This is a genomic window from Bacillus cereus group sp. BfR-BA-01381, assembly GCF_022663555.1.
GTDB lineage: Bacteria > Bacillota > Bacilli > Bacillales > Bacillaceae_G > Bacillus_A > Bacillus_A pacificus.
Window position 1 is genome coordinate 21203 of the sequence record NZ_JAKUFR010000028.1, and the last position, 26455, is coordinate 47657.

Below are 26455 nucleotides of genomic sequence, written 5' to 3' on the forward strand. Positions count from 1 at the left end.
CTGCCATCTAGCAGAGTCTACGAACTAATTTGTTCTTGTAATGAAATTTGTTGTTCATCTTCTAAAATAACAATTGATTCTACAGTTTTTGTAACTTCTAGTCTCTTTATATAGTGTCCATCTAATTCTTTCACGCAAAACTTATAATTTTCGATTTCAATGAAATCCTCTTCAGCAATTTCTATATTCTTCGTTAAAATCCATCCACCTATTGTGTCAACACCATTATCATCAATCGTTAAACCTAATAACGTATTTACTTCACTAACAAGTACTTTTCCCTCTAGTATTGTTTTCGTTTCACTAACTTGTTGAATTTCTGGCTGTTCATCTGTATCAAACTCATCTTGAATATCTCCAACTATTTCTTCTAAAATGTCTTCAACAGTAACAAGTCCAGACGTACCACCATATTCATCTATCAATATAGCAATATGTGTTCTTTCTTTTTGCATTTTTAAAAATAAGTCGTGTATTGGGATGGAGTCGATAACTAAAATAATCGGCCTAATATATTGCTCTACTTTCTTATTACTAACCGCATTATGCTGCACAAAATCTGTGAAAATATCTTTAAAATTCACAAAGCCTATTACGTGATCTTTGTCGCCATCAACAACTGGATATCTCGTATATTTTTCCCGAGACATTTTTTGCAACGCTTCTTCAGCAGGCATTTCTTTACTTATAATATGCATCTCAGTTCGGGGTACCATTATCTCTTTTGCTATACGATCATCAAATTCAAAGATTTTATTTACATATTTATATTCAGACTGATTAATCTCTCCGTTTTTGTAACTTTCTGAAACTAATAACCGTAATTCTTCTTCTGAATGAACTTCATCGTGCCCTTTCGGTGGTTTCAGCCCTAGCAATTTCGTAATTATTCGGGCTGATCCATTTAATAGCCAAATAAATGGAAACGCCATACGATAAAAGAAAGTTAACGGTTTAGCAACAAATAAACTCACCTGTTCAGCCTTTTGAATGGCAAATATTTTTGGAGCCAATTCCCCTATTACAACATGTAAAAATGTAATAAACAAAAACACTAAAATTACAGCAAAGATATCTGCTAGTTGAGTAGAAATGTTCAAATTCACAAAAAGTGTGTCAAACATTTGCTTTAACGCAGGTTTACCGAACCACCCAATTCCCAGTGCTGTAACTGTTATTCCTAGCTGACAAGCAGATAAATATTCGTCTAAGTTTGTAATGACTGTTTTGACAGATGTTGCGCGATTATTTCCTTCTGCAATTAAATAGTCAATTCGTGAACTTCGCACTTTAACAATTGCAAATTCTGCTGCAACGAAAAATGCCGTTAAGGCAATTAAAACAATCACTATACTTATACTATATATGTCCAAATACTTTTCCTTACTTACATTGTAAGCAAGGAAGCCACCTCCTACTTAATTTTATTCAAGTGAAGTAAGCATTCTAATACTCTAACAAAATTCTACATTAGCAACCACCTTTTTATATATTATATGCATACATAAAAAAGATATTTATCATTATGATAATCTAATTCATTTCCCTCAGTCAAATGATTCTAAATTTTAAGATAAAAACTTTTATATTCACGATATATTCTTCCTAGCTTCATTTCGTGAAAAAACACTTTCTTTGCCGATTCCACACTTCTTTTGTCACACTGGAAGGGAACTTACTTCATAGATCGAAATCATTCAACAGGATATATATAGGAGGGATTATTTTGGAATATAAAACACCATTTATCGCAAAAAAATTAGGTGTTAGCCCAAAGGCTGTTGTCCGGATTGCACAACAATTAAATCTTACTATAGAAAAAAATAAATATGGTCACTTTATTTTTACACAAGATGATTTAGACCAAATGTTAGAATACCATCTTTCACAAATAGAGAAGTCCCAAAACACTCACCCTACTCAAAAAACATCATCAAATAATGTTGAAGAATTGAAAACTCAAGTAAATACAATTGTTCAAAACATATCATCACATGATTTTGAGCAATTAACCGCTCAATTAAACACAATTACAAGAAGACTAGATCGAATGGAAGAACAAATGCAAGATAAGGCAAATGATGTTGTTACGTACCAACTTTTACAACATCGCCGTGAAATGGAGGAAATGTTAGAGCGAATTCAAAAACTAGAAGCTACCCTCAAGAAAGAAGAACCAATATATATTACTCCCGATACAAAACCAATATATGAACGTGAAAAGAAACCGAAGCGCCGTAAAATGATTTTTAGTATATTTGGATTATAATTTTTAGACCCTTATTAAAATAATAAGGGTCTTTTTCATGAAGAATGATTTCATTTTAAAATCGCATTCTCTTTATTATACATATTCGTTTCGTGTTATTTGGTTAACATAATATTCTTACTGTATTCTGCGATTAATGCCTGTGCATGAGCATTTCCTTGAATTACATCTCGAAATTCTTTTAAAGAATACAAATGCGTAGCCCCTTTTCGGGCATGAATTCGTACTGGTACACCTTGTAAAGTATCATGAAATTGAAATGGCTTATCTATCGGTTCAATTGGGAAACCGAGTGTTAATAAATACATATACATTCTTTTTGTAACCGCTGCGATATACCATTCTGCTTTCGTTTCTAATGCATGCATAAATAAAATAGCTGTTAGTCTTTTGAAGTGTCCTCTCCCACGAGACGTTTTCGCGATACTTAACTTGCCTATTTCATATACATTTTGCAAACCTTTCACTAAATCATTTTTAGAAAACGGATAGAAAAACTCAGAATTTGATTGTTCTGGTACCGTATACTTAATACATTCTACTGTACCGATATGATGTTCATCTTCTATTAATAAAAATCGTGATGGATTTAAATTACGTTCTACGAACATTAAGTTTCTTTCTTCACAAAAATCTCCCCATAGTTGCTCGAACCAAAAATGTTCTTCCTTTGTTTGAACACGCTGGAACATATTTCCCCGCCTTTCCCATCGCCGCTTTGTTTTTGATAACGCTTTCACTATCTATCATATAAGAACAAATCTTCGTATGCAACTAAAAACATTTACGCCTTATTATATTCTGCAAAATAAATTAAATTCCATCATAATCGCCTTTTATCCCTCATGTATCGTTCTTCTCAAAATATATTTCTATCACTTGCAAATTCATATCATATGAAGCTGTCTCCCATACTGCATATAATTCTTCTTAATCTAAAAAAATCCTTTATAAAAAAGGATTTCTTTTACTTCTTCATGCTTTTTAACCACTTCTCAAAAATTTGTACCATTCCATGTTTTCCCGCTAATTTCTCTTCTCCTTGTTTCGTTTTATATGGGTATAATTGCAAGAAAACACCGCATCCAGACTCAATTTTTTTACTATGCATATGACTTCCTGGGTATACACAAATGACTTCATAAATGGCCCTTCGATGATAGATTCGCTTTCCCTCCTGTTCTTCTACAAATTTTATAGACCAGTACTTATACATTTGCTCAGTTGCTTTCGTATTCCCAACGTGCTGAAAAATATTGTACATTGGGCTATACTTCACTTCAATAATAATAGAAGATTGATATACGTATTTCTCTTTCTCCTTTACATAACAGTCTAATCGAATATCTGGCTTCTTCGTGTCTTCTCCATTATAAAAATTACTCCCTTTACTTAACGCAATAAGAGGATGTGTTTCAATTAAATCATTAAATGCCACATGGACTTTCATATCATCTCGATGTAAAACTACTGTCGTTCCATCTTGTAATCCATCTACATAAAAATGCTCTTGTATTTGTTCACGAATGGAATTTCTAGCTTCAAAACCAATTTGCTCTAACATGGAAATAACGATAAAAAAAGCGTAATATTCATACACTAAAAAAGTTGGTTTATAAACAAATAATAAAGATGGAGATTGATCTGTATATTGTGGAAGTAAATCTAAATGCTGTAGTAATTGTTGATGTGGTATCGGTAAATTATGTGAGTTCATCTTACCCGTTTCAGAAACTTCTCTCCAAAATGGAGAATGCATTAAAGTATGAAAGTATTGTACACTATTATGTACAAAATGAGCTAAAATTTTATATTCTTGTATCTTCATAGAACTTTTTCGTAAATCTGCCTCTTTTAGTAAATGTATATTTTTATATTTTTGTTTCTCTCTATCGGTCACTGATCCATTACGCTCAATTGTTTGTATAATCGTTTTTACAGCTTGAAATTCTTCTGATTTCTTCTTTTTTGCTTGTTCTAATATATCAATTGTTTGACGCAAAAAACTTTCAGCTTCAAGTAAATAAAGATGAAATTGCATCGCTTTAAATTTAAGAAATGCATTTTCCATACTATTTTTTTGTTCGATAAACTTACGATTATAATATTTTGCATACGGTTTTCTTTCCGCCACTACCGCTCCTTTCCTCGTTGCTTTCCGCTCCTTTTCTTCCCATTTATATTCATGTATAAATTTTGAACGCGATTCTATTTTCTTAAAAATTTGCTTTATCTTTTTCATTTTTTGTGGCAACTTTCTAAGTAACACTAAATAAGAAGAATCTTCAATATCACTAAGAGCAGAGAAAGTCTTTTTATAATAACCTCTATCTAAAATCAACTCATTTAAAATTGACTTCACATAGTTTTGAATCATTTCAAATTGATCATCAAAAAAGTTTTTTGGGACGACTTGGAAAGCACCATAGTACGTTCGATCTTCTATATTCACCTCAAAATGATATAAACCACAACGCCATGGATAAAAGAATTCCGTTTTCCCATGTTCATATATTAATACCTTTTGTTTTTTTTCATTTATTTCATATTTTGTCTCTTTTACATTTTTCTGTCCTTCATATACTTTATTCCATATAAAAGTAATATTCATTGGATTTTCATAATGGTATTGCAATCTAATTGGTTTTAATTCTTGCACTTTATAAATACATTGAACTAATGCTGTTGCAGATGTACAAAGACGATTTAATAAAATATATTCTCCTTTTGACTCCGTTCCAATAATTAACTTTAATACAAAAGGAAGCGTTTCCTTCGTATCAACGATTTCTGTTTCGTATCGCCCATCATTTTGCATAGCCATACAACTCCAGTTCTCTACGCTTTTCTCTTATATATGCTATAGAGTGTTCAAATGTAGATACTCTGTTTGCAAGTGGAGATTGCAAAAGAGGTACTAATGTTGCACCCCTTTTTACTTCCTCTGAAAGTAAAGACCCAACCATCATTTCAGTCCCTCTTATTTTCGTCAATACACGTTGCTTTATTTGTAAATCAAATCCTTCTTCTCTACTAATCATATAAGAATGACTATTTTGGAACGGTATATTTTGCAAATAAGTAGCAATTGCATTTGCACATCGAAAAGAAATTCCCTTTGACGTATCGTGTGATGACAATACACCATGTAACTTATCTAATAGCTCTAACTCTTCTTCAGAAAACACCTCAATCATCGTTTTATTCCTGACCCAATTTATGCGAAATTCTCCTGCAGTTACTTTCAGAGGTGGTTGTAATACAACTTTCTCTTGCTCCATGCACATCTCACAAAACGGAATCTTTCGTAAAGTTATTACATTCGTCCGATCTAATAATCGATCTGAGAGCTCCTTCGTCGTTTCATCAAAATTCACAGTACCAACAAATATAATATTTTCTCCAATTTCAATTGTTGGCGGAATTGGATTTTCTTTTTCTTGCACACCTTCATATAAATTTAAAATACGATTTTGCTTTTCAAGTTGAAGAACAGATAGAAATGGAGTAAACCAATGCTCAATATGTGACATATTCATTTCATCAAAAACGATTATATACAGCTGATTTTGATTTTCTTTTGCCTTCATTAACGCCCTAACTAATTTTGTTTCACTTTCAATAAAAGTACCATTTGGGTGAAGGTAACCAAGTAAATCATGTGGTTCTTGATATGATGGTGAAATCGGTATCCAAACCAATTCTTCCCCGTATTGTAATCCAAGTGCTTCTGCATAAGCTTGCACAAAACGGGATTTTCCAGCACCTGGTATACCACCCAGAATCGTCAACATATTTGTTTTTGTACTTATATGAAAGTTATAAATATCTGTTTCATCCAAATATAGCCCTTTATTACGTACAAAACTTTTCACATACTGTAAAAAGACGGATTCACGCTCATCCCATTCCCATTCATCCTTTTGCACTTTTATTTCCTCTACCTCTACAAGCTTACCTTCTTCAGTTATTCGTTTTTTTAATTGCTCATACACATGATTGCTTACAAAATATAATTGATCTTCTACCGCTATTTCTACATACTTCATCCAGTCATTAAGTTCTATATACTTACATTCCCGCTGCTGTTCAAAATATGCGATTGAACTAATTGACGATGACTTTAAAGATATATTTCCATATAACCTTCCCTCATGCCACAATAATTCAGGAGGCTCAAAGTCTTTCGGATATTTTGGCATTAGAAATGACAAATAACCATTACTAAGTTTTCTTTCTAAAGACTCTCCCTTTTTATAATCGGAAACTTTAGGTACTGGAATCATTTTATAACCGTTTGCTATTTCTCGCGCTTCTTCTGTACAAATTAACTCCACGTATATATGTCCTCTTTCATAATAGAGACGAAACATAATCAATTGCTTTTCTAGTTTTCTTTTCTTTAATTCCGAAAAGACTTTTTCATTCTTTTTATTGCTACATAAACCTTCAAATACATATGGTTCATTTTTCAATTGCTCTTGCAATGTGAATGGTATTGGCGATAGGCATTGTACAAAGAAATTCTCTCCACTCTTCTCACTCTCTGCTTTTGTAAACTTCCCAATAAACCTCATATAGTACATTCGTTTTATAAAACTTGGCTGAAGAGCTTTATGTAATTTCACCTTCGTCACCTTCTTTTTTTCATACTATTCTTAGTGTATGAAAGAAACGCAAAACTAGAAACAAAAAACCTGACGTTATCCGCCAGGTTCAAAATGAAATCGTATATTAATGAGATGGAAATGCGTTTTTCTCTTGTAAGATGGCATTATGAGCAATTTTCATTTTAGCAAGTACATATCGTAAACGATCTTCAGCGTTTTCATCTTTATGTTGCTGTAATTCCGCCAAATTCTCTACCGCACTCGCTAAATTTTCAATCACTCCTCGCAGTTCAGGATGATGATTAAAAAAAGATTCTTGCACTAATACTTTTCTTACTTCACTCGCTAAATCAACAATTCTGTTCAACTGTTCTTTTTCTTCCATTTTCATCCCTCCTGAATATCTTATGTATTAAATATTCTATAGACAAAGAAAAAAGCCCTTTAAATGAAAAGGACTTTTACATTTTTATGTTTCCAGTCAATAACATATAAAGAGATGTAACAGCTGCTACGACAATTGCACACATTACATATCTCTCTATACCAGTAAAACAACGATTTCCTTTTTCTTTTCTTGCATACACATAAACAATGATTCCAATCCCGTATACGATTGAAACGAGCAATAAATTCTTCAAACCAGCTGCATAAATAAGCCATATAGAGTAAAGTGAAGCAATTAAAGCTAGCGAACCATTTTTCACTTTTGCATCTTTTAGTTCATTTGTAATTACTAATTTGAATTGGAATAACGCTGATAATAAATATGGTACTAAAATTGATGTTGACGCTATGAAATACATAATTTGATATGTTGACTCTGAAAACAGAACGATTATAAATATAACTTGGGCAACGCCATTTGAGATCCATAATGCCATATGCGGCGTTTGTTTTTTATTTGTTTTCGTAAAGACTTTCGGAAACACGCCATCTTTTCCTGCTACATGGGAAATTTCAGAAACAAGTAAAAACCAACCTATTAATGTACCTACAAGTGAAGCAACTAACCCGATGTTAATCGCTACCGCGCCCCACGTCCCAACAACATGTTCTAATACATGTCCCATTGACGGCGTTTCTAAAACAGAAAGCTCTCCTCTTGTCATCGCTCCCATTGACAAGACAGAAATTAAAATATAAATAGACATTACTAAAATAAGTCCTAATACTGTCGCTTTACCGACATCTCGACTATTTTTCGCTCTTCCAGATAATACTACCGCTCCTTCAACCCCGATGAAAACCCAAAGAGTTACAAGCATTGTATTCTTCACTTGACCGAGTATAGAGGAAACTGAAATAGTTCCTTCTCCCCAAAAATCATGTGTAAATGTATCCCAGCGAAACGCTGTTACCATTACAACAATAAATAATACGATTGGTACCAATTTCCCTATTGTTGCAATAACATTCATAATAGATGCTTCACGAATACCAAATAAAATTAGAAAATGAAGTGTCCATAATAAAAGTGATGCTCCTACGATAGACGCAACACTATTTCCACCTTTAAAAATTGGGAAGAAATAGCCTAATGTACTAAACAGTAACATGATTGTTGCAACGTTTCCTAAAATTCCTGCTAGCCAGTATCCCCAAGCACTGTTAAATCCAATATATTCACCGAAACCAGCACGTGCATAACTATAAATTCCGCCCTCAAGCTCTGGTTTTTTTCTTGCTAACGTTTGATATACGAGCGCGAGTGGAATCATTCCCATCGCTGTAATACACCAGCCAATTATTATAGAGCCACTATTTGCTCCTACTGCTAAATCATGCGGTAAACTAAAAACACCGCCACCAACCATTGTTCCAACTACTAATGCAATTAATGGAAAAAAACCTAACTTCTTTTCTATTTGTACCACCCCATCTGTCATTCTAGGTGTTATGTTCGTTCAACTATTAAAGTCACCTTTTTCTCTAATAGACGCTTCTCTTATATTTTTTCAGGAAAACATTACTTATTCTAAAAGAAAATGAAGAAAAATGGAATACTTTTTTGAAAAAATGTATAAGTATGCACAAAAAAACCGTTCATTTTGTAATGAACGGTCATTTCATACGTATAAATTTGTATATTTCTTGTAAATTTAACGAAGTAAGTTCTCTTTTTGTAAAAATTGTTTCGCTACTTCTTCACTACTTTTACCATTTACATTCACTTCATAATTCATTTTTCGCATTTCGTCATCTGTAATCTTTCCAGATAATTTATTTAATACTTTTTCAAGTTCAGGATATTTTTGTAACGTCTCTTTTCTTAATAAAGGTGCACCTTGGTATGGTGGAAATAACCCTTTATCATCTTTTAGCACTTTAAGTCCGTATTGTTCCAATTCACTATCTGTTGAGTATGCATCAATTACATTCACATCCCCTGATTGAATTGCACTGTAACGTAATTTTGGTTCCATCGTTTTCACATTTGAAAACTTATAGTTATATAATTTTTGCATTCCTTTATAACCGTCTTCACGATCAGCAAATTCTAATGTGAATCCTACTTTCGCATTCTGTGCAATTTTTCCTAAATCAGAAATTGTACTTATATTATTTTGATCTGCTATTTTTTTCGGCATAGCTAGTGCATATGTATTGTTATACTCCATCGGCTTCAACATAACCATATTATATTTCTGTTCCATTCCAACGCGAGCCTGTTCATATACTTCATCCCGATTTGTACTTTTTGGCTCTTCTTTCACAAAAGTAGATAAAGCTGTTCCCGAAAACTCAGGGTATATATCTACTTCTCCTGATTTCAACGCTTCAAATACAAATGCTGTTTTTCCAAGACCTGGTTTTAATTGTACGTGTAAATCAGTATCTTGTTCGATAAGTTGCTTATACATTTGAATTAAAATTTCAGGTTCTGATCCAAGTTTGCCCGCAATAACAATATCTTTCTTTTCTGTATTCCAAAGAAATGGAGAAGCAACCATTATACAAACAATACATATCGTCAATATAACACGCTTAGACGAGCGTTTTGGCCTCTCAAGCACTCGAAGTACTACATCAAAGAATAAAGCGAGTAACGCGGCTGGTACGGCCCCTAAAATGATAAGCGCATGATCATTCCGATCGATACCGAGTAATATGAGTTTACCGAGCCCACCAGCACCTATAAGCGCTGCTAATGTAGCCGTTCCAACAATTAATACCATTGCCGTACGAATACCGGCCATAATAATTGGTAAAGCAAGAGGAAGCTCTACCTTCCACAGTCTTCTCCAGCTATTCATCCCCATAGCTTTCGCTGCTTCGATTAAAGATTCATCTAACTCCCGTATTCCTGTATATGTATTGCGTAAAATGGGTAATAGTGCATACACAACTAATGCAATAATGGCTGGCAGTTTTCCGATTCCTACTAACGGAATTAATAATCCGAGTAATGCAAGTGATGGCACCGTCTGCATAACTGCAGAAGTTCCTATAATAAACTCAGCCATTCGTTCTTTTCTCGTTAATAAAATGCCAAGCGGTACCGCAATAATTACTGCAAAAAATAATGAAATAAGCGATATTTGTAAATGCTCACTTAATGCAGTTAGTAATTCTATTTTTCGTTCTTGAAACGTTTGTATAAAATCAGTCACTGTTTAGCCTCTTTCCTTCATTTGTTCAACAATATAATTGACAATATGACGACTTGTTAAAGCTCCAACATATCGACCATTTTCTTCAACTGGAACGACTTCATCAGCTCGCAGGCGAACTAATGCTTCTTGTAAAGAAGAATGTAATGATAGTGCTTCCCCTTCTATCCGCATACTTTCATCAAGTGGCAATACATCTTCTATACTTTTCCCCTCATACCAAGGTCGCCCACGATTTCCAATGAACTCTTCTACAAATTCATTTTCTGGGTTATGTATAATTTCTTCTGGCTTATCTAATTGAACAATTTTTCCTTCTTTCATAATACAAATGCGATCTCCAAGTGATAATGCTTCTTGCATATCATGTGTTACGAACACGATTGTTTTTTGAATTTTCTTTTGCAATTGTACAATATCCTTCTGAAGCTGCTCCCTACTTAACGGATCTAACGCACTAAACGGTTCATCCATAAGAACGATTTTCGGATTTGCTGCTAATGCCCGTACGACACCAATACGCTGCTTTTGCCCTCCTGACAATTCATCAGGCATACGATTACGATATACGTCTGGATCTAATCCGACCATCTGTAGCAACTCATCGACACGAGCTTTTATTTTTTCTTTGCTCCACTTTCTCATTTCAGGAACAACTGCAATATTTTCAGCAATTGTCATATGCGGAAACAAAGCGATTTGCTGCAACACGTACCCTATATCCCAGCGTAATTCATTAATATTGTATTCTTGAATATCTTTTCCATCGATTAAAATTGAGCCTTCTGTCGTTTCAATTAAACGATTAATCATTTTCATTGTCGTTGTTTTCCCGCAACCACTCGGACCAATGAGAACAAAAAATTCCCCTTTTTTAATTTCTAAATGCAATGAATCCACTGCTTTTGTGCCATCTTCATATGATTTTGACACTTGATTAAACTGAATCACAAATACAACTCCTTTATCGTTGTTTCCTTTATTTTGCTGGAATATGGAATTCATTTCAAATGATACGCATTATTCTACAAAAAAAGAGCTCACATTTGAGCTCTTAACGGTCTAACAATATTGTTTTCATTATAGCGGCATATTCACGCACATACATTTTTCTCTTAGAACGCATTGGCGTTTCAGCAGCTAGTGCCTCCATCTTCATACCTAAACGCTTCGCAATTATTTTCGTTCTATATAAATGATACGTATTGCTTACAACTACCGCATGTTTCACATCATATAAATCTATACTAAACTTTACATTCTCATACGTATTTGTAGATTGGTCTTCTATTAAAATACGACTCTCATCTACACCATGTACCATTAAATAGTTTCTCATACTGTGAGCTTCTGGTATATCTTCATCTTCCCCTTGGCCGCCTGACACAATTACTTTTACCTCAGGATGAGAATATAAATATTCCAGCGCTACATCTAAACGATTTTGAAGAGATAAAGACGGTCTATCTCCAAATAACTTTGCACCCAGTATAAGAAGGTACGGAGAGTGATGGCTCAACTTTTCACGGGCAACCTTCTTCATTCGAAAGGTCATATAAAGAATGTATAGTGGTGGTAATAATAAGATTATAAGTAATATCCATTTGTTCATATATACGTTTACACTCCCTTTCTTTTTATTATACAGAAATAGATAGGAAGGCAGAAGTACTTTTTATCCCGCTTTAATAGGCAGTAAGACCCCCACCTCAAAATTCAGCGAAAGCAAAAAAGTTAAGTGGGGATGAAGAAAACCCCTACTGATTATTAGTTTCACTTTATATGATTGATTTATTAGAAACGTTCGTCCCTACTTTACGTTGTGAATATACATAATAAAGGGCAATTCCTAATGATAGAATCAATATACAGCTAAGTACGTAAAACGGGAGCATTACCCCAGCTTTAGATACACCAGCTGTAAACAGCATTAATAATACAATTCTTATTCCTGTACCAATTAATCGAAATAAGCTGTCTACACGTCCCATTACTTCGTTTGGGATTTCCTCCATCATCAATACATTTCTCGCCACTCTTGTCCCCGCATTTCCAATCGCATGAAAAATCGCTAGTCCATATAACAACATTACGGAAGGTTCAATAATCATTGCGGTAATTGAAATTACATAAATGCACATCGTCATAACGATTGAAACTTCTGTTTTGACATATTTCATTATGAGTGGAATACAGATCCCTGCAACAACCGCTCCGACACCGTACATCATGCCCTCTATTGCGTATACAGAGGCATTAGCTTTGAGTATATCCGAAATATAAACCGGTATTAAATAATTTGCCATCATGACACCTATAAATGGCATATAAGTAGCAAGTAAGAACCAAAAGAGCTTAGGACGTTTTTTCATAAAGTGAATTCCTTCGAACAATTGCTTCTTAAATGTTACTTTCCTTTTTACTTCCTTTTTCTTTACGTATGGTATACACAAGAAAAGGGCGAAGGCTCCTGCAAAAGTTAACATATCTACTAACAAGATCCATTTTAAAGAAATGATTTCAATAAGGAAGCTAGCAGCGGCTCCTGAAATAACTTGAGTTAACTGTCCTTGTATCTCCATTGTTCCGCTTAAATTTTTATAATGTTCTGCTTGAAATATCTCTTGGTTGAACGCAAATATTGTAGGATAAAATAATAAATAGTAAAATGACCCTGCTATATATATTAGAATATAATGAATAGAATGATAAGGTTGCCCAGCAAATCCCCATATAACCATTATTCCGATTACGGCTATCCCAATACCTTCATTACATAATAATAAAGATTTTCTTGAAAAACGATCAATACTTTGCCCGATAAACGGAGTTAACAAAAACATAATCAGTGTTGAGATGATGGAAACATAACCAAACGTTGTCTCTCCTCCACTCTCTTTAATTAACAACCACGGAATCGTTATCATTACAATACCGGAACCAATAGCTGATAGACTATTGGCCCCTAGAATGAAATACAAGCGTGAATCTTTATAAAGAGATGACATATCACTCAACCCCTAGTTGCTTTTTCACCTCTTTATATACGCCCATATATGCTTTTAATTCTTTAACTAAATCATGAATTAATGGTTTTGCATCTTCACCCAGTTCACCGTCTTGTACATGAAGTCCATCAAGCACAACTTGTTTTGGGATGGCATTGGCGTATACCCCTCTAGCAACAGTACGCATACTGTTTAATGCGTTAATTCCACCTTTACCGCCTCCTGCAACTGCAAGTAATGCGACAGGTTTATGAACAAATTCACTACTACTTAAGTAATCTAGCGAATTTTTCAACGCCCCACTCATTGCATTATGATATTCAGGTGTACATAGCACTACGCCGTCTGCGTTTTTCACTAACGCCTTTAATTTTTTTACTGCTTCTAATTCACGTTGTGATTCTTCCCCATTATATAAGGGTAGTTCTTCTACTGCTAAATCGAATAACTCCCCTTCAAATTGGTCAGCAATATATTTTGCTACCACACGAGTTCTACCGAATTTTCTTGGTGTACCGTTAATAACAACTAGTTTCATCATTATTTCTCCCCTTTGTTTTCAAGTTACACTTATATATTATCAGAAATTTCTATACAAAACACAATATAAAGAGGGAACTAGCTTAATAAAATAGTATAATAGACGAAAAAAGAACTCATACGAAAGTATGAGTTTTTCACATTTACTTTTCTTTCTCTTTATTGCTCAGTATGCCATTACTTCTTTTAGCTTCAAAATGGTTATACGCTTTTTCTGCTAATTTGATACGTTCTTCTGGCAATGCTATATATTTCATAATATTTTCTATTATTTTTTCATACGGAGTAAATACAATTCCCGGCCAATCTATTTCGTCCTCTGGGTTGCTATTTTCCGAAATAATAAATTTCTTATTTGCCACTGCATAAGAAACTCGAGGAGTTTCAAGAATACCAGATAAGTAAAAGTGGATATTTAATATAATTTTAGATCTGGCAATTAACTCATTTCTAACAATTCCCCACGCATTATTTTTAAAAACAATATTTAAATTCGGGGCAACGACTTTTAATTGATCCAATATAGCTTGCCGTCTTGGGTTAAGAGCACCTATAAACAGTATATCAATGTCTTCAGTTAATTCTTCATCAAATGCATCTTTTTTTATTTCTAAAGTTGGTGCATAGTTCATGCCTACATGTTTTATTTCTTTTCCTACTCCTCTTTGTTTTAACCATTCTATATTTTGTTTACTATAATCCCAAATTTCCTTATCTTTTAATAACATTAAATAAAGAGGATGCGCATAAGGGCTTCCTTCATATAGCTGTTCTAAATTATAAATAATTGCATTTTTCGGAAGGAGATGTGGGCTATGTGCATATGTATGCGCTCCAAAAACAATTGTATTCCCCACATTTTCGAGTATTGTTTCTGATATGATTGCTGTATTTCCCTCTTGCTCCAATCGCCATTTCAAAGCTCGCGCAACATCTATAAAACTACCATACGTCTTTGGGCATATAAACAAACAATAATCATATTCTTTATTCAAATAAGCTTCCATTAGCCTTAAATTATTCTTATATAAATCCACATCCGGATATTTCAGTAAAAGATCCTTTGCATGTTTTTTTGCTACTTTATATATTCCAGCATAATAAGCAGCAATGCACCTTCTTAATTCGATTCTTTGCTGATGTTCATCTGATACGTCCATGTTTAACAGAAGATTTGCGATACAATACGCTTTTAAATGATCACGATCATAATAATAATCTAGTAGTGGCAACAATTCTTCATACGTATTTCCATGCACAGATTCTCCTAGCTCTAGCGCCCATCGTATTAATTCCATTATTACTCCACTACTCCTTTAACCGAAATTGTATTTAATAAAATTTCGCATTACTTTCTACCATATTTGCTATATGCAACGGTAGCTCTTCTTTTTTCGATTCCAAAAATTTTTGTGATACTGCACCTAAATGTTTTTTATGTGGTATATAAAATGCACTTATAGAAATTTCATAGTCAAATAAGTAATCATACACATGATAATCTACAAATAGAAGATCATTATTCGGAAAAGGAATTTCCTTCCCTTGCAGGGCATACATCAAAGCAATATTATTTTGAGATTTTAATCGATACATTCTTGCAAGTTGGTATAATGGCTCAGCTCGAGTTGGTCTATATTCCCACGCTTTTTGAAAATAAAAAATAGCTAGCGCTGAATATTGCTCTTCTTGCGTCTTAGCATTTTCCATTTCATCTGCTTCTGTTACTTCATGTTGTTTATTTGCTGCACGGTTTGCTAATTGTTCATAACAAAACCCTATTCGCAACAACGAATAGAACACCTCTTCAACCCATCCTCCTGCTTCCACTCGTTTTTTATACCATTTAATCGAATCTTCAAATTGACTTAAATGAAAATAAGTTTGGGCTAAATAAAATAAATATCTTATATGCAAATCTGGCGTTGTTTCTGGATCACTCAACCCTTGTAACAACAGCCTCTCATCTCTTTCAAATTTATCCGCTTTACTTCCACCATCACCAGGGTCATTAACGACAAGCGTCTCCAGTCTAGCTACTCTCGTATTGTAATTCTCTCCAACTTTGGAACGATCTATATCCCAATACTCATGAGTAACACCGACAGATTTCCATGGTAAAGAAGCTTTTAACAGACGTGTAAGCCAATATTTAATATGAACATCATATTGCAATGTTAGATAATGATCTTCCGTTAAGCTCGTTTTATCGAAATTCGGATCAACCTCTAAAATCATATCCGCATCTAATATTAATAAATAATCTGCTTCTGGGTATGTTTTTTGCGCTAACGAAACAGCTAAGCTTCTGTTATAACCAAAGTTTTGAAACGGCTCATGATGAACCGTCCCAGGTATCTCATTTTCCTTACACCAATTTTCAATAATTTCAGGTGTATTATCCGTCGATCCAGTATCACAAATAGAAACAAAATCTACAATTGATTTCGTAGCATTTAAACATCTTTCCATAATCCTAGACTCGTTTTTAACAATCATACAAAGACATAACTTTTTTTCTTCCTTTACAGACTTCACTTGCTCATTTCCCATTTAACCACCTCATATTTTATTAACACGCTCTTTTCATATGTAACATCATTTCTTAGCTACACTGATGACATAACCATCCTTTTACTATTTATGAAAACTTCATTTTATTTATTCTTATTTTTATGTTGGGACATATTTCATGCAGCGCTTTATACTTGATACAATCAATACAAAAAAACATAATGCGGGAATCCGTACATTTCAAAGTCTAAGAGGAGGTTTTATTTTGTTGGATTACATTTGGCTAGATGACAAATCACCCATTTTAGTACAACTACCAAGCAACTTTAAGTCTGCTGCTATATTACTTCATCCTTTTGTCCAAATGCCTTTAGGGTGGGAAAACTCAGTAAGAAAAAGACCTTACGAGCACATATATCCAAGTGCTGAAGAAATCATTCAAAATGGGAAATCCGTTTCTTGGAAGGAAATAATGTCTTATAGTGGACTAAATTCATACACAGAACTAGCAATAGCCATGTTAACTTCCAGTAATGCCTTTTCAGAAGAATATAAAAGAGATGACTTAGCTAAAAAGCTACATTCAAACTTTAAACAAGACCTTTATTATCCAACGGAAGATTATACATCTATATTTTTATTACAGAATTTACTAAAACTCCTTGGTTCGAAAGGTGCAAAAAATCTATATTTCTCTGAACCAATCTTTGCTACAAACAAATCATTACAGATAAATGATACAACCCCTTTAAATATTTGGGACCTTTTCTGTAGTGAGTTCATTATTACTGATGAAAACATGGATTATGCATTCATGAGTATGTTTGATTCCTTTACAACTTTTTTATTAGCGAAAGACGAAAATATAGAACACATTGTTCAATCAATACATATTGAATCCATCATATGTGATAAAAAAACAATGATTGATTGGTATTTATAAATTAGAGATTTCTTACACTATAAAAAAAAGAAACTTGCGCTTATACACAAGTTTCTTTTCAAAATCATTTCCTATTTTTTCACAACTTCATGTCCACCGAACTGATTACGAAGAGCTGAAACTACTTTTCCGTGGAATGTATCATCTTCTTGAGAACGGTAGCGCATAAATAATGACATTGCGATTACTGGTGCTGCCGCTTGAAGTTCAAGTGCGGTTTCCACAGTCCATTTCCCTTCTCCTGAAGAGTTCATTACACCTTTAATACCATTAAGTTTTGGATCATCTGCAAATGCTTTTTCAGTTAAGTCCATTAACCAACCGCGGATAACCGATCCGTTTGCCCATACTTTTGCAACATCTTCATAATTGAAATCAAAATCACTTTTATCTAACACTTCAAATCCTTCGGCGATTGCTTGCATCATTCCGTATTCAATACCGTTATGAACCATTTTTAAGAAATGACCACTTCCGACGCGGCCTGCATAAGAATATCCATTCTCTACTGCTAAATCTTTAAATAATGGTTCTAATTGATCGTAAATTTCTTTTTCTCCACCAACCATTAAACAAGCACCGTATCTTGCTCCTTCTACACCGCCTGATGTACCGATATCTACGTAATGTAAACCAAAGCTTTTCGCTTCTTCGGCACGGCGTAACGTATCTTTATAGAATGAATTTCCGCCTTCAATAACGATATCGCCTTCCTCTAATAATGGATAAACTTCTTTTAATACTGACTCAACTACTTCCCCTGCAGGTACCATTACCCAAATTGTGCGAGGAGCTTCTAGTTCAGCGATCATTTCTTTTAATGTATGCCGAGCAGTAATCCCTAAAGCCCCAGCCTTTTCAACAAGCTCTTTATTTACGTCATATACAACAACTTCATGTTTGTCTTCATATAAGTGTTCCGCTAATGGGAATCCCATTTTTCCTAACCCGATTAAACCTAGTTTCATATTAATCAATCTCCCATTCTATACAAATATATTTAATAACGAAATGAGTCCAAGTGCTACTACAGATAGTATAGTCTCCATTGCAGTCCATGTTAATAACGTTTCTTTCACAGTCATTCCGAAATACTCTTTAATCATCCAAAATCCTGAATCATTCACGTGTGATAAAATTAATGATCCTGCACCAGTTGCAAGTGCTAACAATTCAACATTTACACCTGGTGTACTTGCTGCAATCGGTGCAACAATACCAGCTGCTGTCATCATAGAAACAGTTGCCGATCCAGTTGCGATTCGAATTAGTGCCGCAATTCCCCACCCTAATAATATTGGTGAAATATGCGATTCTTTCGCCATATCTGCAATTGTCGTTCCAATTCCAGAATCTAATAATACTTTATTAAATGCGCCGCCTGCACCAATCACTAACAATATGTTTGCAATTGGCCCAAGGCAATCATTTGTAAATTGTAATACTTTATCTTTTGAGAAACCTTTTGCATATCCAAGACTAAAGAAAGAGTAAATGGTTGCAATTAATAAAGCGACAATCGGATCTCCAATAAAGTGTAATACTTGTGCTAGTTGACTCGTTTTATTTAATGCAACTTCCGCTATTGATGCACCAAGCATAAGAAATACTGGAAGTAAAATTGTAAACAATGTATTTCCAAAGCTAGGAAGCTCTTTTTTATTATCTTTTTCAACAAATTGCTCCGCTATATCTAATGGTACTTCCTTATGTATACGAGCACCAATCCATTTTCCATAAAGTGGACCTGAAATAATTGCAGTTGGAAGTCCGACAATTAACGCATATAAAATTGTCTTCCCTACATCTGCTTTAAAAATACCTACCGCTGCCATCGCTGCTGGATGCGGTGGCACTAGTCCGTGTACAACGGATAATCCTGCTACTAGTGGAATACCGATTGTAATAAGTGATACCCCTGTTTCTAATGCAATTGTAAATACCAATGGAATTAGTAGTACAAATCCAACTTGGAAAAATACCGGAATCCCTACTAAAAATGCAACAAACATCATTGCCCAGTGAACACGTTTCTTCCCAAAACGATCAATTAATGTGTTAGCAATTCGTTCAGCACCGCCAGATTCGGCCATCATTTTTCCAAGCATCGTTCCTAATGCTAAAACTATCGCTAAAAACCCTAACGTATTACCAAGCCCTAGTTTAATAGAATCAATAATCCCTGGATCTTTTGGTGAAGTTCCAATCAATGGCATTCCCATTGCTAGCCCTACACCAATTGCTGTTAAAATTAACGCGACAAACGGATGCCATTTTACTACCGTAATAAGTAAAAGTAGTATGACAACTGCCGCTAGTACGATTCCAACTACCATTTCTCCCAATCCCCCTATTGTTTACGTTGGAAAGCAGCTATACAATCAAATTCTTCTTTCAAGCGATTATAAAGTCGTTCATACATATAAAACATTTCTAAATATATAGCCGTATTTTCTTTATTCGGTACATGGTGATGAACAATATCAATCCAATCCTTAACCTCTTCAAGAGAATCAATTTTTCCTACAGCATATAAAGCAACTGCCGCTGCCCCAAGCGCAGATGCTTCATGACTTTCAGGAACAAGCAATTCTTTTCCCATCATATCGGATAACATTTGTCTCCAAAATGCAGATTTCGCAAATCCTCCTGAAACGCGTATTTCAGTAAGTGGCCCTGTACAATCCCTGATTGCGAGTGCAACAGAATATACGCTCATACAAACCCCTTCCATGACTGCACGAATAAAATGTTCTCGTTTATGCTGAAGATTAATTCCGAAGAATGTACCACGAGCATTTGCATTCCAGTAAGGTGCACGTTCTCCAGATAAGAAAGGTAAAAATAGCAATCCACCTGCTCCAGCTGGTACACTTTCCGCATATTTAATTAATAAATCATACGGATCAATGCCAAGTTTTCTTGCAACTTCTTGTTCTGGGCTACCAAATTCATCACGTAACCATCTCAGTAATATGCCACCGTTATTCGTTGGTCCGCCAATCACCCAGTGCTCGTCTGTTAATGCATAACAAAACGTTCTTCCTTTTTCATCTGTATTAACATTAGATGAAATTGTTCGAACTGCACCACTTGTTCCAATCGTAATTGCAGCTGATCCAGGCGATATGGCCCCAACGCCTACATTCGCAAGAACACCATCACTTGCACCAATAACAACTGGAGTATCTTCACGAATACCCATCTTTTGTGCTAATTCCGGTTTCATACCCGATAAAATATATGTAGTTGGTACTGGGGTTGATAATTGTTCTGAAGAAATATTTAACATTTCCAGCACATCAACATCCCAATTTAACGTTTCTAAATTGAATAACCCTGTAGCAGAAGCAATAGAATAATCAACTACGTAGCGTGAAAACAATTGGTAAATAACATACTCTTTAATAGAAATAAATTTATAAGCACTTTTATATAATTTTGGTTCCTCTTCTTTCATCCATAGTAATTTAGATAGTGGCGACATTGGATGAATTGGTGTACCTGTACGTCTATAAATTTCATGTCCATTCATATGTTGTAATAATTTTTCCGCTTGTTTCGTACTACGATTATCTGCCCAAATGATAGAGCGCGTTAACGGCACACCCTTTTCATCTACTGCAATTAATGCGTGCATTGCTGTACTAATACCAATTGAAGAAATATCTTCTGGTAAGACGTCACTTTTTTCTATGGCAACGCTTACAGTTTTATAAACAGCAGCACATATTACATCGGGATCTTGCTCAGCCCATCCGACGTTCGGTTGAATAATTGGATAATCTACTGCATGTGATGCAACGACTTTTCCTTTTTCTGTGAACACAACCGTTTTTGTACTTGTGGTACCGATATCAATCCCGATTACTCTCCCCCTTGTTTCCATGCGAATCTTCCCTTCGTTTCTAGCAAAATATGATCTAGTAAACCGTTTACATGAATTAGTATATAAAATATTTTTTCTTTAATCAAGTTTTAAAAAGAAAATTTTTTTCATAATAAAATATAATTCCCCTCATGACATTTCACTTACATACTAAATTTAAATTCCCCCCGGCGGTAAAGTTACGTTATATTCGTTACGCAACACACTATTTTTCTTTCATTAACAACACATTCATACATAGTCCTTCCAAACTTTACTTTTTACTCATTTGCATGAAAAAGGTGTTGAAAAACAATATAAGAAAAATGATTAGAGACCCTTATTTTTTATACAAGTCCGAAAAATAAGGGCTATTTTCAAAAAAACATTAAGGAAGTAATAGTTAATTGATTAGGCATGCATTTTTCTCTTTTTAGTGTTTTAGTTTCACTCTTCTTTTTATCTTAATGGACATAGAGCTCAAATCTACTATCATTTTATTAACTTGTAAATATATGTTCCATAAAATAAAATCTAATAATATTTTTATTTTTCAGAAAAATAAAACAATATTTTGAACTTTATTGTATAATGTTGTAAAAAGATGTCGGAGGGATTTAATGTTACATAAAATATCTCAATTCACAATTAAGCTTTCATCCATTTTTTTATCACTGTTACTATTATTAAATTTACCTTATTTATTTATCACTCAAAACGGATTTACCTTTCAACCAATTCTTTTTTTTAATCAGATTGTTACTATGTTAAAGGATGTTTTCTCCCCTGAATCATTAGTGGTTATAGGATCAGACCCGAAATTTGGTAGTTTCAAAAAAACACCCTTATTCCCAACCGTTTTAGAACCTTACCTATATTCATTTACTGTATTATTTTTAGCCTTTTTACTTGCGCTCTTTCTATCAGCTAGCATGGCATTTTTTTATTTTTTAGCAAAAGATTATATAAAAAAATGGATAAATAGAATTGTGTTCATATTAGAAGCTGTCCCTGATATGATGATGATGATTTGTTTACAAATATTTTTCATATGGGTACTTAAGAAATTCGGGGAATCTCCTGTCACCATTATTTCTTTCAATGAAAATCGAGCTTATTTACTCCCTATTTTATCTTTAGCGGTCTTACCTACATTACAAATGTTTCGGATGATGGTGTTATACATAAAAGAAGAACATGGAAAAGATTATGTAGAAGTTGCCTATGGAAAAGGCCTTTCATCAAGTTATATACTACGCATTCATTTATTCAAAAATATATCTATCCACTTCTTCTACCATTTAAAAACGATTTTTGTTTTCTTACTTTCTAATTTATTCATTTTAGAATTTGTTTTTAATATGGATGGCATTATTCAATTTTTATTTAATAAGGCGTTTATTTCACCTCCCGCTGCATTTATCATACTGGTCATGATTATTTTACCGTTTTATACTATTTTTCAAATAATCTCATTCATGATGAATAGATGGCACAAGCACTTGAAAGGAGTAGCATTATGAAATCTATTTGGAAATCAAAACGCTTTTTAATCGGTTTCACTTATTTATTCATACTTATTTCAGCTAGTTTTATTTATAGTTGGTTCTTTAAAGATAACATCCCAAAACCTCCTCAGTTACTTTACAATGACAATAACGAATTACTTGGAAAGGCCCCCTTTCCGCCATCGTTAATTCCGCCTTTTGGATCTGATCGTTTTGGCGAGTCTGTTTTCTTACAAATTATAGAAGGAGCAAAATTCACTATTTTATTAGCCGTGGCAATTAGCTTCTTTCGAATTTTATGCGGAACATGTATAGGAATCCTCTTAAGTTTATTTGCTCCAAAACTCAAGAGATTTTTCCAGGCATGCTCAGAAGTTTTTTATTATATTCCAACTCTATTTATCGCATTCATACTCATCACCCCCGTTAATATTGTAATCACATCAAATGCTGATGGGTTAAATCCAAATATTTCATTTACGTTTTATCAAGTACTCGTACTTATTTTCGTCGCTCTGCCTACACTTTCTTTATATATATCCTCAGAGGTTGATGAATTTATGAAACGAGATTACATTTTAAGTTCACAATTATTGGGTGCTAGCCGTTTTCATATTATAAAAAAACACTTACGAGTCTTATTACTTGACCGCTTATTTGTATTATTTATGGAACATATCGTCCAAACACTCATACTCGTTATCCATTTAGCGTTGCTTAACATTGTAATTGGCGGGATTCAAATGCGTGAACTCTATGACGGAGTACTCAAACCTGTTTCTCTATCTAATGATTGGGCAGGACTTATTGGATTAAATCGTAATGAAATGAATCTTTCATGGTGGATTATTTTTTATACCCTCGCTTCATTCTTTATTACGATTCTATTTATTAAGCTTATGACAATCGGGATTCAAGATGCACTGAAAGCAAGAGATACGCAAGTTGTAGCAATTCAAAGCGTTCCAGATCATAAAAAATTTGTTAAAGGTAAAAATTCTTTTTCGTTTGCAGATAAAGTGAACCTTTAATCCTTTCCCATTACTCGATATTGATAGTAGTGGAATGCAAAGAAGATGATCCCTGCATTTAACAGGGATCATCTTCTTTCTGTCGTCTAACTTTTTTACATGTCTTTAGCTAGACTCATACTTTTTATATTTAAAGTGAATTATTTGCAATCACAATTATGCTGTTTAAAATCGATTACCATACGTCCTTGAATTCGACCTTGTTCCATTTCCTCGAATACATGTTGTACTTTATCTAAAGAACAAGTTTGAACGACCGGCACTACTTTCCCTTCTGCACCGAACATAAATGCCTCTTCTAGATCCTTACGAGTACCGACTAGAGAGCCAACTACTTCAATTCCATCTAGTACAAGTCGCGGAATGTTTAAATCCATAGTTTCTACTGGTAAACCTACTGCAACGACTTTACCACAAGCACGTACTGCATCAACCGCTGAGTTGAATGCTACTTTTGAAACAGCTGTTACTACAGCAGCATAAGCACCACCAAACTCATCTTGAACAATCTTATCAGCAGGACCTTGAGAAATTGGATTGATAGTCATATCAGCGCCAACCTCTTTTGCTAAGGCTAATTTATCCTCATTAATATCTACTGCAATTACCTTTGCACCAAATACGTTTTTAGCATATTGAATAGCTAGGTTACCTAATCCACCACAACCATAGATGACGATAGGTTGGCCAGGTTTAATATTCGATACTTTTATAGCTTTATATGTAGTTACACCCGCGCATGTGATTGATGATGCTTGAGCAGGATCTAATCCTTCTGGTACTTTCACCGCATAATCAGCTGTCACAATACATTGTTCAGCCATACCACCATCTACTGAATAACCAGCATTCTTAACTTCCCGGCAAAATGTTTCTCTACCAGTTACGCAATATTCACAACGCCCACAAGATTGGAACATCCATGCAATACTTACACGGTCCCCCACCTTTAGTGAAGTAACATCATCAGCAATTTTCGTCACAATACCTATACCCTCATGACCAAGAATACGGCCATCTGTGTTTCCAAAATCATGATTTGCAACGTGTAAATCAGTATGACAAACCCCACAATACTCTACATCTACTAGCGCTTCACCTGAGTGTAACGGACGTAATTCCTTTTCAATAATTTCAATATTTGCTTTACTATTTTTATTAACTACTACTGCTTTCATATGTGATCTCCCCTTTAGTGTTTTAGAATTTTTCATGAGTTCATCTCACAACTTCTGTCTTCACTAGTTTGGCTAATCATTGTGCCAAGTTTAAGTGTTCAATCATCATTACATGTTCATCATAACATGACAATTCAAAAACAAATTGTGAAATTATGAACAATGTTTGAATTGTTGTATAAATCGGTTTTTATTTTTTAAAATGAGAGTCATCACTGGCTATAAGTAGGTCACATATTTCTACAAGAAAATAAATAAACAAACTATTCACTAATAAAAAAGGGGCTGTCTCATAAGTCTCTTTCGAAGTAAGATCACATAAAATTGAAAAGGCAGAAACATTATAAAATCAACATTTCTGCCTTTCACTTTTTATTCGATTTTGGCTAAAAAGCACCTTTTGGGACAGCCTCTTTTTTATATTCGTTTCATCGAAATTGTTTCACGGATACTTTGTAAATTTTGCAACGTTTCTTCTTGGCGTTGTAACGATAACCCAACGTACAAAGTATCTAATAAACTTAACTGCGCTAATCTTGATGAACTTGCTTCTGTGCGGAATTCCGTTTCACGTGTTGAAGTGTATAATGTAATATCAGCTAGTTGACTTAATGCCGATTTCTGATAGCTCGTAATCGCAATAATTTTAGCTCCTCTTGCTTTCGCTACTTCTAACGCTTCAAGTAACCCTTTATTGCTACCAGAATGAGAAATGCCGATAACAACTGAATTTTTCGAGAGTAAACCTGCTCCCATAATTTGAAAATGCGAATCAGTATGAGCGATACATGAAATACCCGTTCTCATAAATTTATGATATGCATCCATCGCAATAATACCAGAGCCACCATTTCCGTAAAACTCGATTCGATTTGCTTCTTTCAAAACTTTTACAGCTTGCTCTAATGCCGTATCATTTAACAAATGCAATGTATCTTGTAGTCCTGTAATATGTGAATGAAAAACTTTTTTGGCAACAGTTACCATACTATCTTCTGCTGATACTTCTTCATGAATATTTTGCATCGGTGTATGGACAATTTCACGAGCTAATGTAATCTTTAAATCTTGGAATCCTTGCAAACCAAGGTGTTTACATAAGCGAAATATCGTAGCCTCAGAACTATTCGTAACTTCTGCTAATTCAGTAATAGATTTATGTACAACATCTTGTGGATGTTTTAAAATATGTTCAGCAATACTTCGCAACTTCGGTGATAAACCGTTTAACGAAGCTTGAATCTTTCCAATCCCACTTCTTGTACCAGGCATAGCATATCTTCTCCCTCCATCGTAGCTTTATCCCGTAAAAACACAATTGGTATGCGCTTATAATCAGTGGGGAATAGCCCCTCCACTGATTAAAGTTTCA

22 protein-coding genes are annotated in these 26455 nt (G+C 34.2%); 4 read left to right on the plus strand and 18 right to left on the minus strand.

The features are described 5' to 3' along the window. Window positions 1-17 precede the first annotated feature (17 nt). Window positions 18-1373, minus strand: a complete 1356-nt coding sequence (locus MR079_RS12125) for a hemolysin family protein (RefSeq protein WP_242294019.1) — start codon at window positions 1371-1373, stop codon at window positions 18-20. 353 nt (window positions 1374-1726) lie between these two features. On the opposite strand from MR079_RS12125, the gene racA reads away from it, so the two are divergent. Beyond that, on the plus strand, window positions 1727-2269 hold the full coding sequence (gene racA, locus MR079_RS12130) for a chromosome-anchoring protein RacA (RefSeq protein ID WP_242294020.1): 543 nt from the start codon (window positions 1727-1729) through the stop codon (window positions 2267-2269). 95 nt (window positions 2270-2364) lie between these two features. On the opposite strand, the gene MR079_RS12135 is transcribed toward racA, so the two are convergent. The 12 genes from MR079_RS12135 to MR079_RS12190 form a co-directional block, all read right to left on the minus strand. Next, window positions 2365-2961: a hypothetical protein gene (locus MR079_RS12135; protein WP_242294021.1), complete on the minus strand. Its 597-nt coding sequence runs from the start codon at window positions 2959-2961 to the stop codon at window positions 2365-2367. Between the two features lie 275 nt (window positions 2962-3236). Next, window positions 3237-5087: a hypothetical protein gene (locus MR079_RS12140; protein WP_242294022.1), complete on the minus strand. Its 1851-nt coding sequence runs from the start codon at window positions 5085-5087 to the stop codon at window positions 3237-3239. Further along, the gene (locus tag MR079_RS12145; RefSeq protein WP_139867298.1) at window positions 5077-6897 is read right to left on the minus strand and encodes an AAA family ATPase; all 1821 of its coding nucleotides are present in this window, start codon (window positions 6895-6897) and stop codon (window positions 5077-5079) included. Before MR079_RS12145 ends, MR079_RS12140 begins: the two co-directional genes overlap by 11 nt. A gap of 106 nt (window positions 6898-7003) precedes the next feature. Beyond that, the gene (locus tag MR079_RS12150) at window positions 7004-7264 is read right to left on the minus strand and encodes a hypothetical protein (protein WP_000391444.1); all 261 of its coding nucleotides are present in this window, start codon (window positions 7262-7264) and stop codon (window positions 7004-7006) included. A 76-nt stretch (window positions 7265-7340) separates the two neighbouring features. Further along, window positions 7341-8768, minus strand: a complete 1428-nt coding sequence (gene arcD, locus MR079_RS12155; RefSeq protein ID WP_139867300.1) for an arginine-ornithine antiporter — start codon at window positions 8766-8768, stop codon at window positions 7341-7343. Between the two features lie 213 nt (window positions 8769-8981). Beyond that, window positions 8982-10493 carry an ABC transporter permease/substrate-binding protein gene (locus MR079_RS12160; protein WP_139867302.1) on the minus strand — a complete coding sequence of 504 codons (1512 nt, stop codon included), beginning with the start codon at window positions 10491-10493 and terminating at the stop codon, window positions 8982-8984. A 3-nt stretch (window positions 10494-10496) separates the two neighbouring features. Then, window positions 10497-11444, minus strand: a complete 948-nt coding sequence (locus MR079_RS12165; protein ID WP_139867304.1) for an ABC transporter ATP-binding protein — start codon at window positions 11442-11444, stop codon at window positions 10497-10499. A 103-nt stretch (window positions 11445-11547) separates the two neighbouring features. After that, complete coding sequence (locus MR079_RS12170) at window positions 11548-12105, minus strand: YdcF family protein (RefSeq protein ID WP_139867306.1); 558 nt, start codon at window positions 12103-12105, stop codon at window positions 11548-11550. A 166-nt stretch (window positions 12106-12271) separates the two neighbouring features. Then, window positions 12272-13501 carry an MFS transporter gene (locus MR079_RS12175; protein ID WP_242294023.1) on the minus strand — a complete coding sequence of 410 codons (1230 nt, stop codon included), beginning with the start codon at window positions 13499-13501 and terminating at the stop codon, window positions 12272-12274. 1 nt (window position 13502) lies between these two features. Beyond that, the gene (locus MR079_RS12180) at window positions 13503-14039 is read right to left on the minus strand and encodes an NADPH-dependent FMN reductase (protein WP_014893779.1); all 537 of its coding nucleotides are present in this window, start codon (window positions 14037-14039) and stop codon (window positions 13503-13505) included. 145 nt (window positions 14040-14184) lie between these two features. After that, a complete protein-coding gene (locus MR079_RS12185) occupies window positions 14185-15339 on the minus strand; it encodes a CgeB family protein (protein WP_242294024.1) in 1155 nt (384 codons plus the stop codon). A 34-nt stretch (window positions 15340-15373) separates the two neighbouring features. Continuing rightward, window positions 15374-16594 (minus strand): tetratricopeptide repeat-containing glycosyltransferase, encoded by a 1221-nt coding sequence (locus tag MR079_RS12190; protein WP_139867310.1) that lies wholly within the window; start codon window positions 16592-16594, stop codon window positions 15374-15376. A gap of 139 nt (window positions 16595-16733) precedes the next feature. Here MR079_RS12190 and MR079_RS12195 point away from each other — a divergent pair, with 139 nt between their 5' ends. Further along, window positions 16734-17498, plus strand: a complete 765-nt coding sequence (locus MR079_RS12195; protein ID WP_242294025.1) for a DUF2711 family protein — start codon at window positions 16734-16736, stop codon at window positions 17496-17498. 71 nt (window positions 17499-17569) lie between these two features. Here the strand turns inward: MR079_RS12195 and gnd are convergent, their stop codons facing one another. From gnd to gntK, 3 genes are read right to left on the minus strand one after another with little or no spacing between them, the layout of a single operon-like run. Continuing rightward, window positions 17570-18466: a phosphogluconate dehydrogenase (NAD(+)-dependent, decarboxylating) gene (gene gnd, locus MR079_RS12200; protein ID WP_242294026.1), complete on the minus strand. Its 897-nt coding sequence runs from the start codon at window positions 18464-18466 to the stop codon at window positions 17570-17572. Window positions 18467-18484: 18 nt separating this feature from the next. Then, on the minus strand, window positions 18485-19834 hold the full coding sequence (locus MR079_RS12205; RefSeq protein ID WP_000260196.1) for a GntP family permease: 1350 nt from the start codon (window positions 19832-19834) through the stop codon (window positions 18485-18487). Between the two features lie 14 nt (window positions 19835-19848). Further along, window positions 19849-21387, minus strand: a complete 1539-nt coding sequence (gntK, locus tag MR079_RS12210; RefSeq protein ID WP_000450017.1) for a gluconokinase — start codon at window positions 21385-21387, stop codon at window positions 19849-19851. Window positions 21388-21986: 599 nt separating this feature from the next. On the opposite strand from gntK, the gene MR079_RS12215 reads away from it, so the two are divergent. Continuing rightward, window positions 21987-22889, plus strand: a complete 903-nt coding sequence (locus tag MR079_RS12215; RefSeq protein WP_242294027.1) for an ABC transporter permease subunit — start codon at window positions 21987-21989, stop codon at window positions 22887-22889. Then, window positions 22886-23905: an ABC transporter permease gene (locus MR079_RS12220; RefSeq protein ID WP_242294028.1), complete on the plus strand. Its 1020-nt coding sequence runs from the start codon at window positions 22886-22888 to the stop codon at window positions 23903-23905. The genes MR079_RS12215 and MR079_RS12220 overlap by 4 nt, the downstream gene beginning before the upstream one ends. A 140-nt stretch (window positions 23906-24045) precedes the next feature. Here MR079_RS12220 and adhP read toward each other — a convergent pair whose 3' ends face one another. Together adhP and MR079_RS12230 are read right to left on the minus strand one after the other, a co-directional pair. Further along, window positions 24046-25083 carry an alcohol dehydrogenase AdhP gene (gene adhP / locus MR079_RS12225; RefSeq protein ID WP_139867319.1) on the minus strand — a complete coding sequence of 346 codons (1038 nt, stop codon included), beginning with the start codon at window positions 25081-25083 and terminating at the stop codon, window positions 24046-24048. A 417-nt stretch (window positions 25084-25500) separates the two neighbouring features. Next, complete coding sequence (locus tag MR079_RS12230; protein WP_139867321.1) at window positions 25501-26355, minus strand: MurR/RpiR family transcriptional regulator; 855 nt, start codon at window positions 26353-26355, stop codon at window positions 25501-25503. Between the last annotated feature and the right edge of the window lie 100 nt (window positions 26356-26455).

What these genes read in the sequence shown, in the direction of transcription:
- MR079_RS12135 (WP_242294021.1), bottom strand. Translation starts at nt 2,961, where the DNA reads ATGTTCCAGCGTGTTCAAACAAAGGAAGAACATTTTTGGTTCGAGCAA.
- MR079_RS12140 (WP_242294022.1), bottom strand. Translation starts at nt 5,087, where the DNA reads ATGCAAAATGATGGGCGATACGAAACAGAAATCGTTGATACGAAGGAA.
- MR079_RS12150 (WP_000391444.1), bottom strand. Translation starts at nt 7,264, where the DNA reads ATGGAAGAAAAAGAACAGTTGAACAGAATTGTTGATTTAGCGAGTGAA.
- arcD (WP_139867300.1), bottom strand. Translation starts at nt 8,768, where the DNA reads ATGACAGATGGGGTGGTACAAATAGAAAAGAAGTTAGGTTTTTTTCCA.
- MR079_RS12170 (WP_139867306.1), bottom strand. Translation starts at nt 12,105, where the DNA reads ATGAACAAATGGATATTACTTATAATCTTATTATTACCACCACTATAC.
- MR079_RS12175 (WP_242294023.1), bottom strand. Translation starts at nt 13,501, where the DNA reads ATGTCATCTCTTTATAAAGATTCACGCTTGTATTTCATTCTAGGGGCC.
- MR079_RS12180 (WP_014893779.1), bottom strand. Translation starts at nt 14,039, where the DNA reads ATGAAACTAGTTGTTATTAACGGTACACCAAGAAAATTCGGTAGAACT.
- MR079_RS12185 (WP_242294024.1), bottom strand. Translation starts at nt 15,339, where the DNA reads ATGGAATTAATACGATGGGCGCTAGAGCTAGGAGAATCTGTGCATGGA.
- MR079_RS12190 (WP_139867310.1), bottom strand. Translation starts at nt 16,594, where the DNA reads ATGGGAAATGAGCAAGTGAAGTCTGTAAAGGAAGAAAAAAAGTTATGT.
- MR079_RS12195 (WP_242294025.1), top strand. Translation starts at nt 16,734, where the DNA reads ATGCAGCGCTTTATACTTGATACAATCAATACAAAAAAACATAATGCG.
- gnd (WP_242294026.1), bottom strand. Translation starts at nt 18,466, where the DNA reads ATGAAACTAGGTTTAATCGGGTTAGGAAAAATGGGATTCCCATTAGCG.
- MR079_RS12205 (WP_000260196.1), bottom strand. Translation starts at nt 19,834, where the DNA reads ATGGTAGTTGGAATCGTACTAGCGGCAGTTGTCATACTACTTTTACTT.
- gntK (WP_000450017.1), bottom strand. Translation starts at nt 21,387, where the DNA reads ATGGAAACAAGGGGGAGAGTAATCGGGATTGATATCGGTACCACAAGT.
- MR079_RS12215 (WP_242294027.1), top strand. Translation starts at nt 21,987, where the DNA reads ATGTTACATAAAATATCTCAATTCACAATTAAGCTTTCATCCATTTTT.
- MR079_RS12220 (WP_242294028.1), top strand. Translation starts at nt 22,886, where the DNA reads ATGAAATCTATTTGGAAATCAAAACGCTTTTTAATCGGTTTCACTTAT.
- adhP (WP_139867319.1), bottom strand. Translation starts at nt 25,083, where the DNA reads ATGAAAGCAGTAGTAGTTAATAAAAATAGTAAAGCAAATATTGAAATT.
- MR079_RS12230 (WP_139867321.1), bottom strand. Translation starts at nt 26,355, where the DNA reads ATGCCTGGTACAAGAAGTGGGATTGGAAAGATTCAAGCTTCGTTAAAC.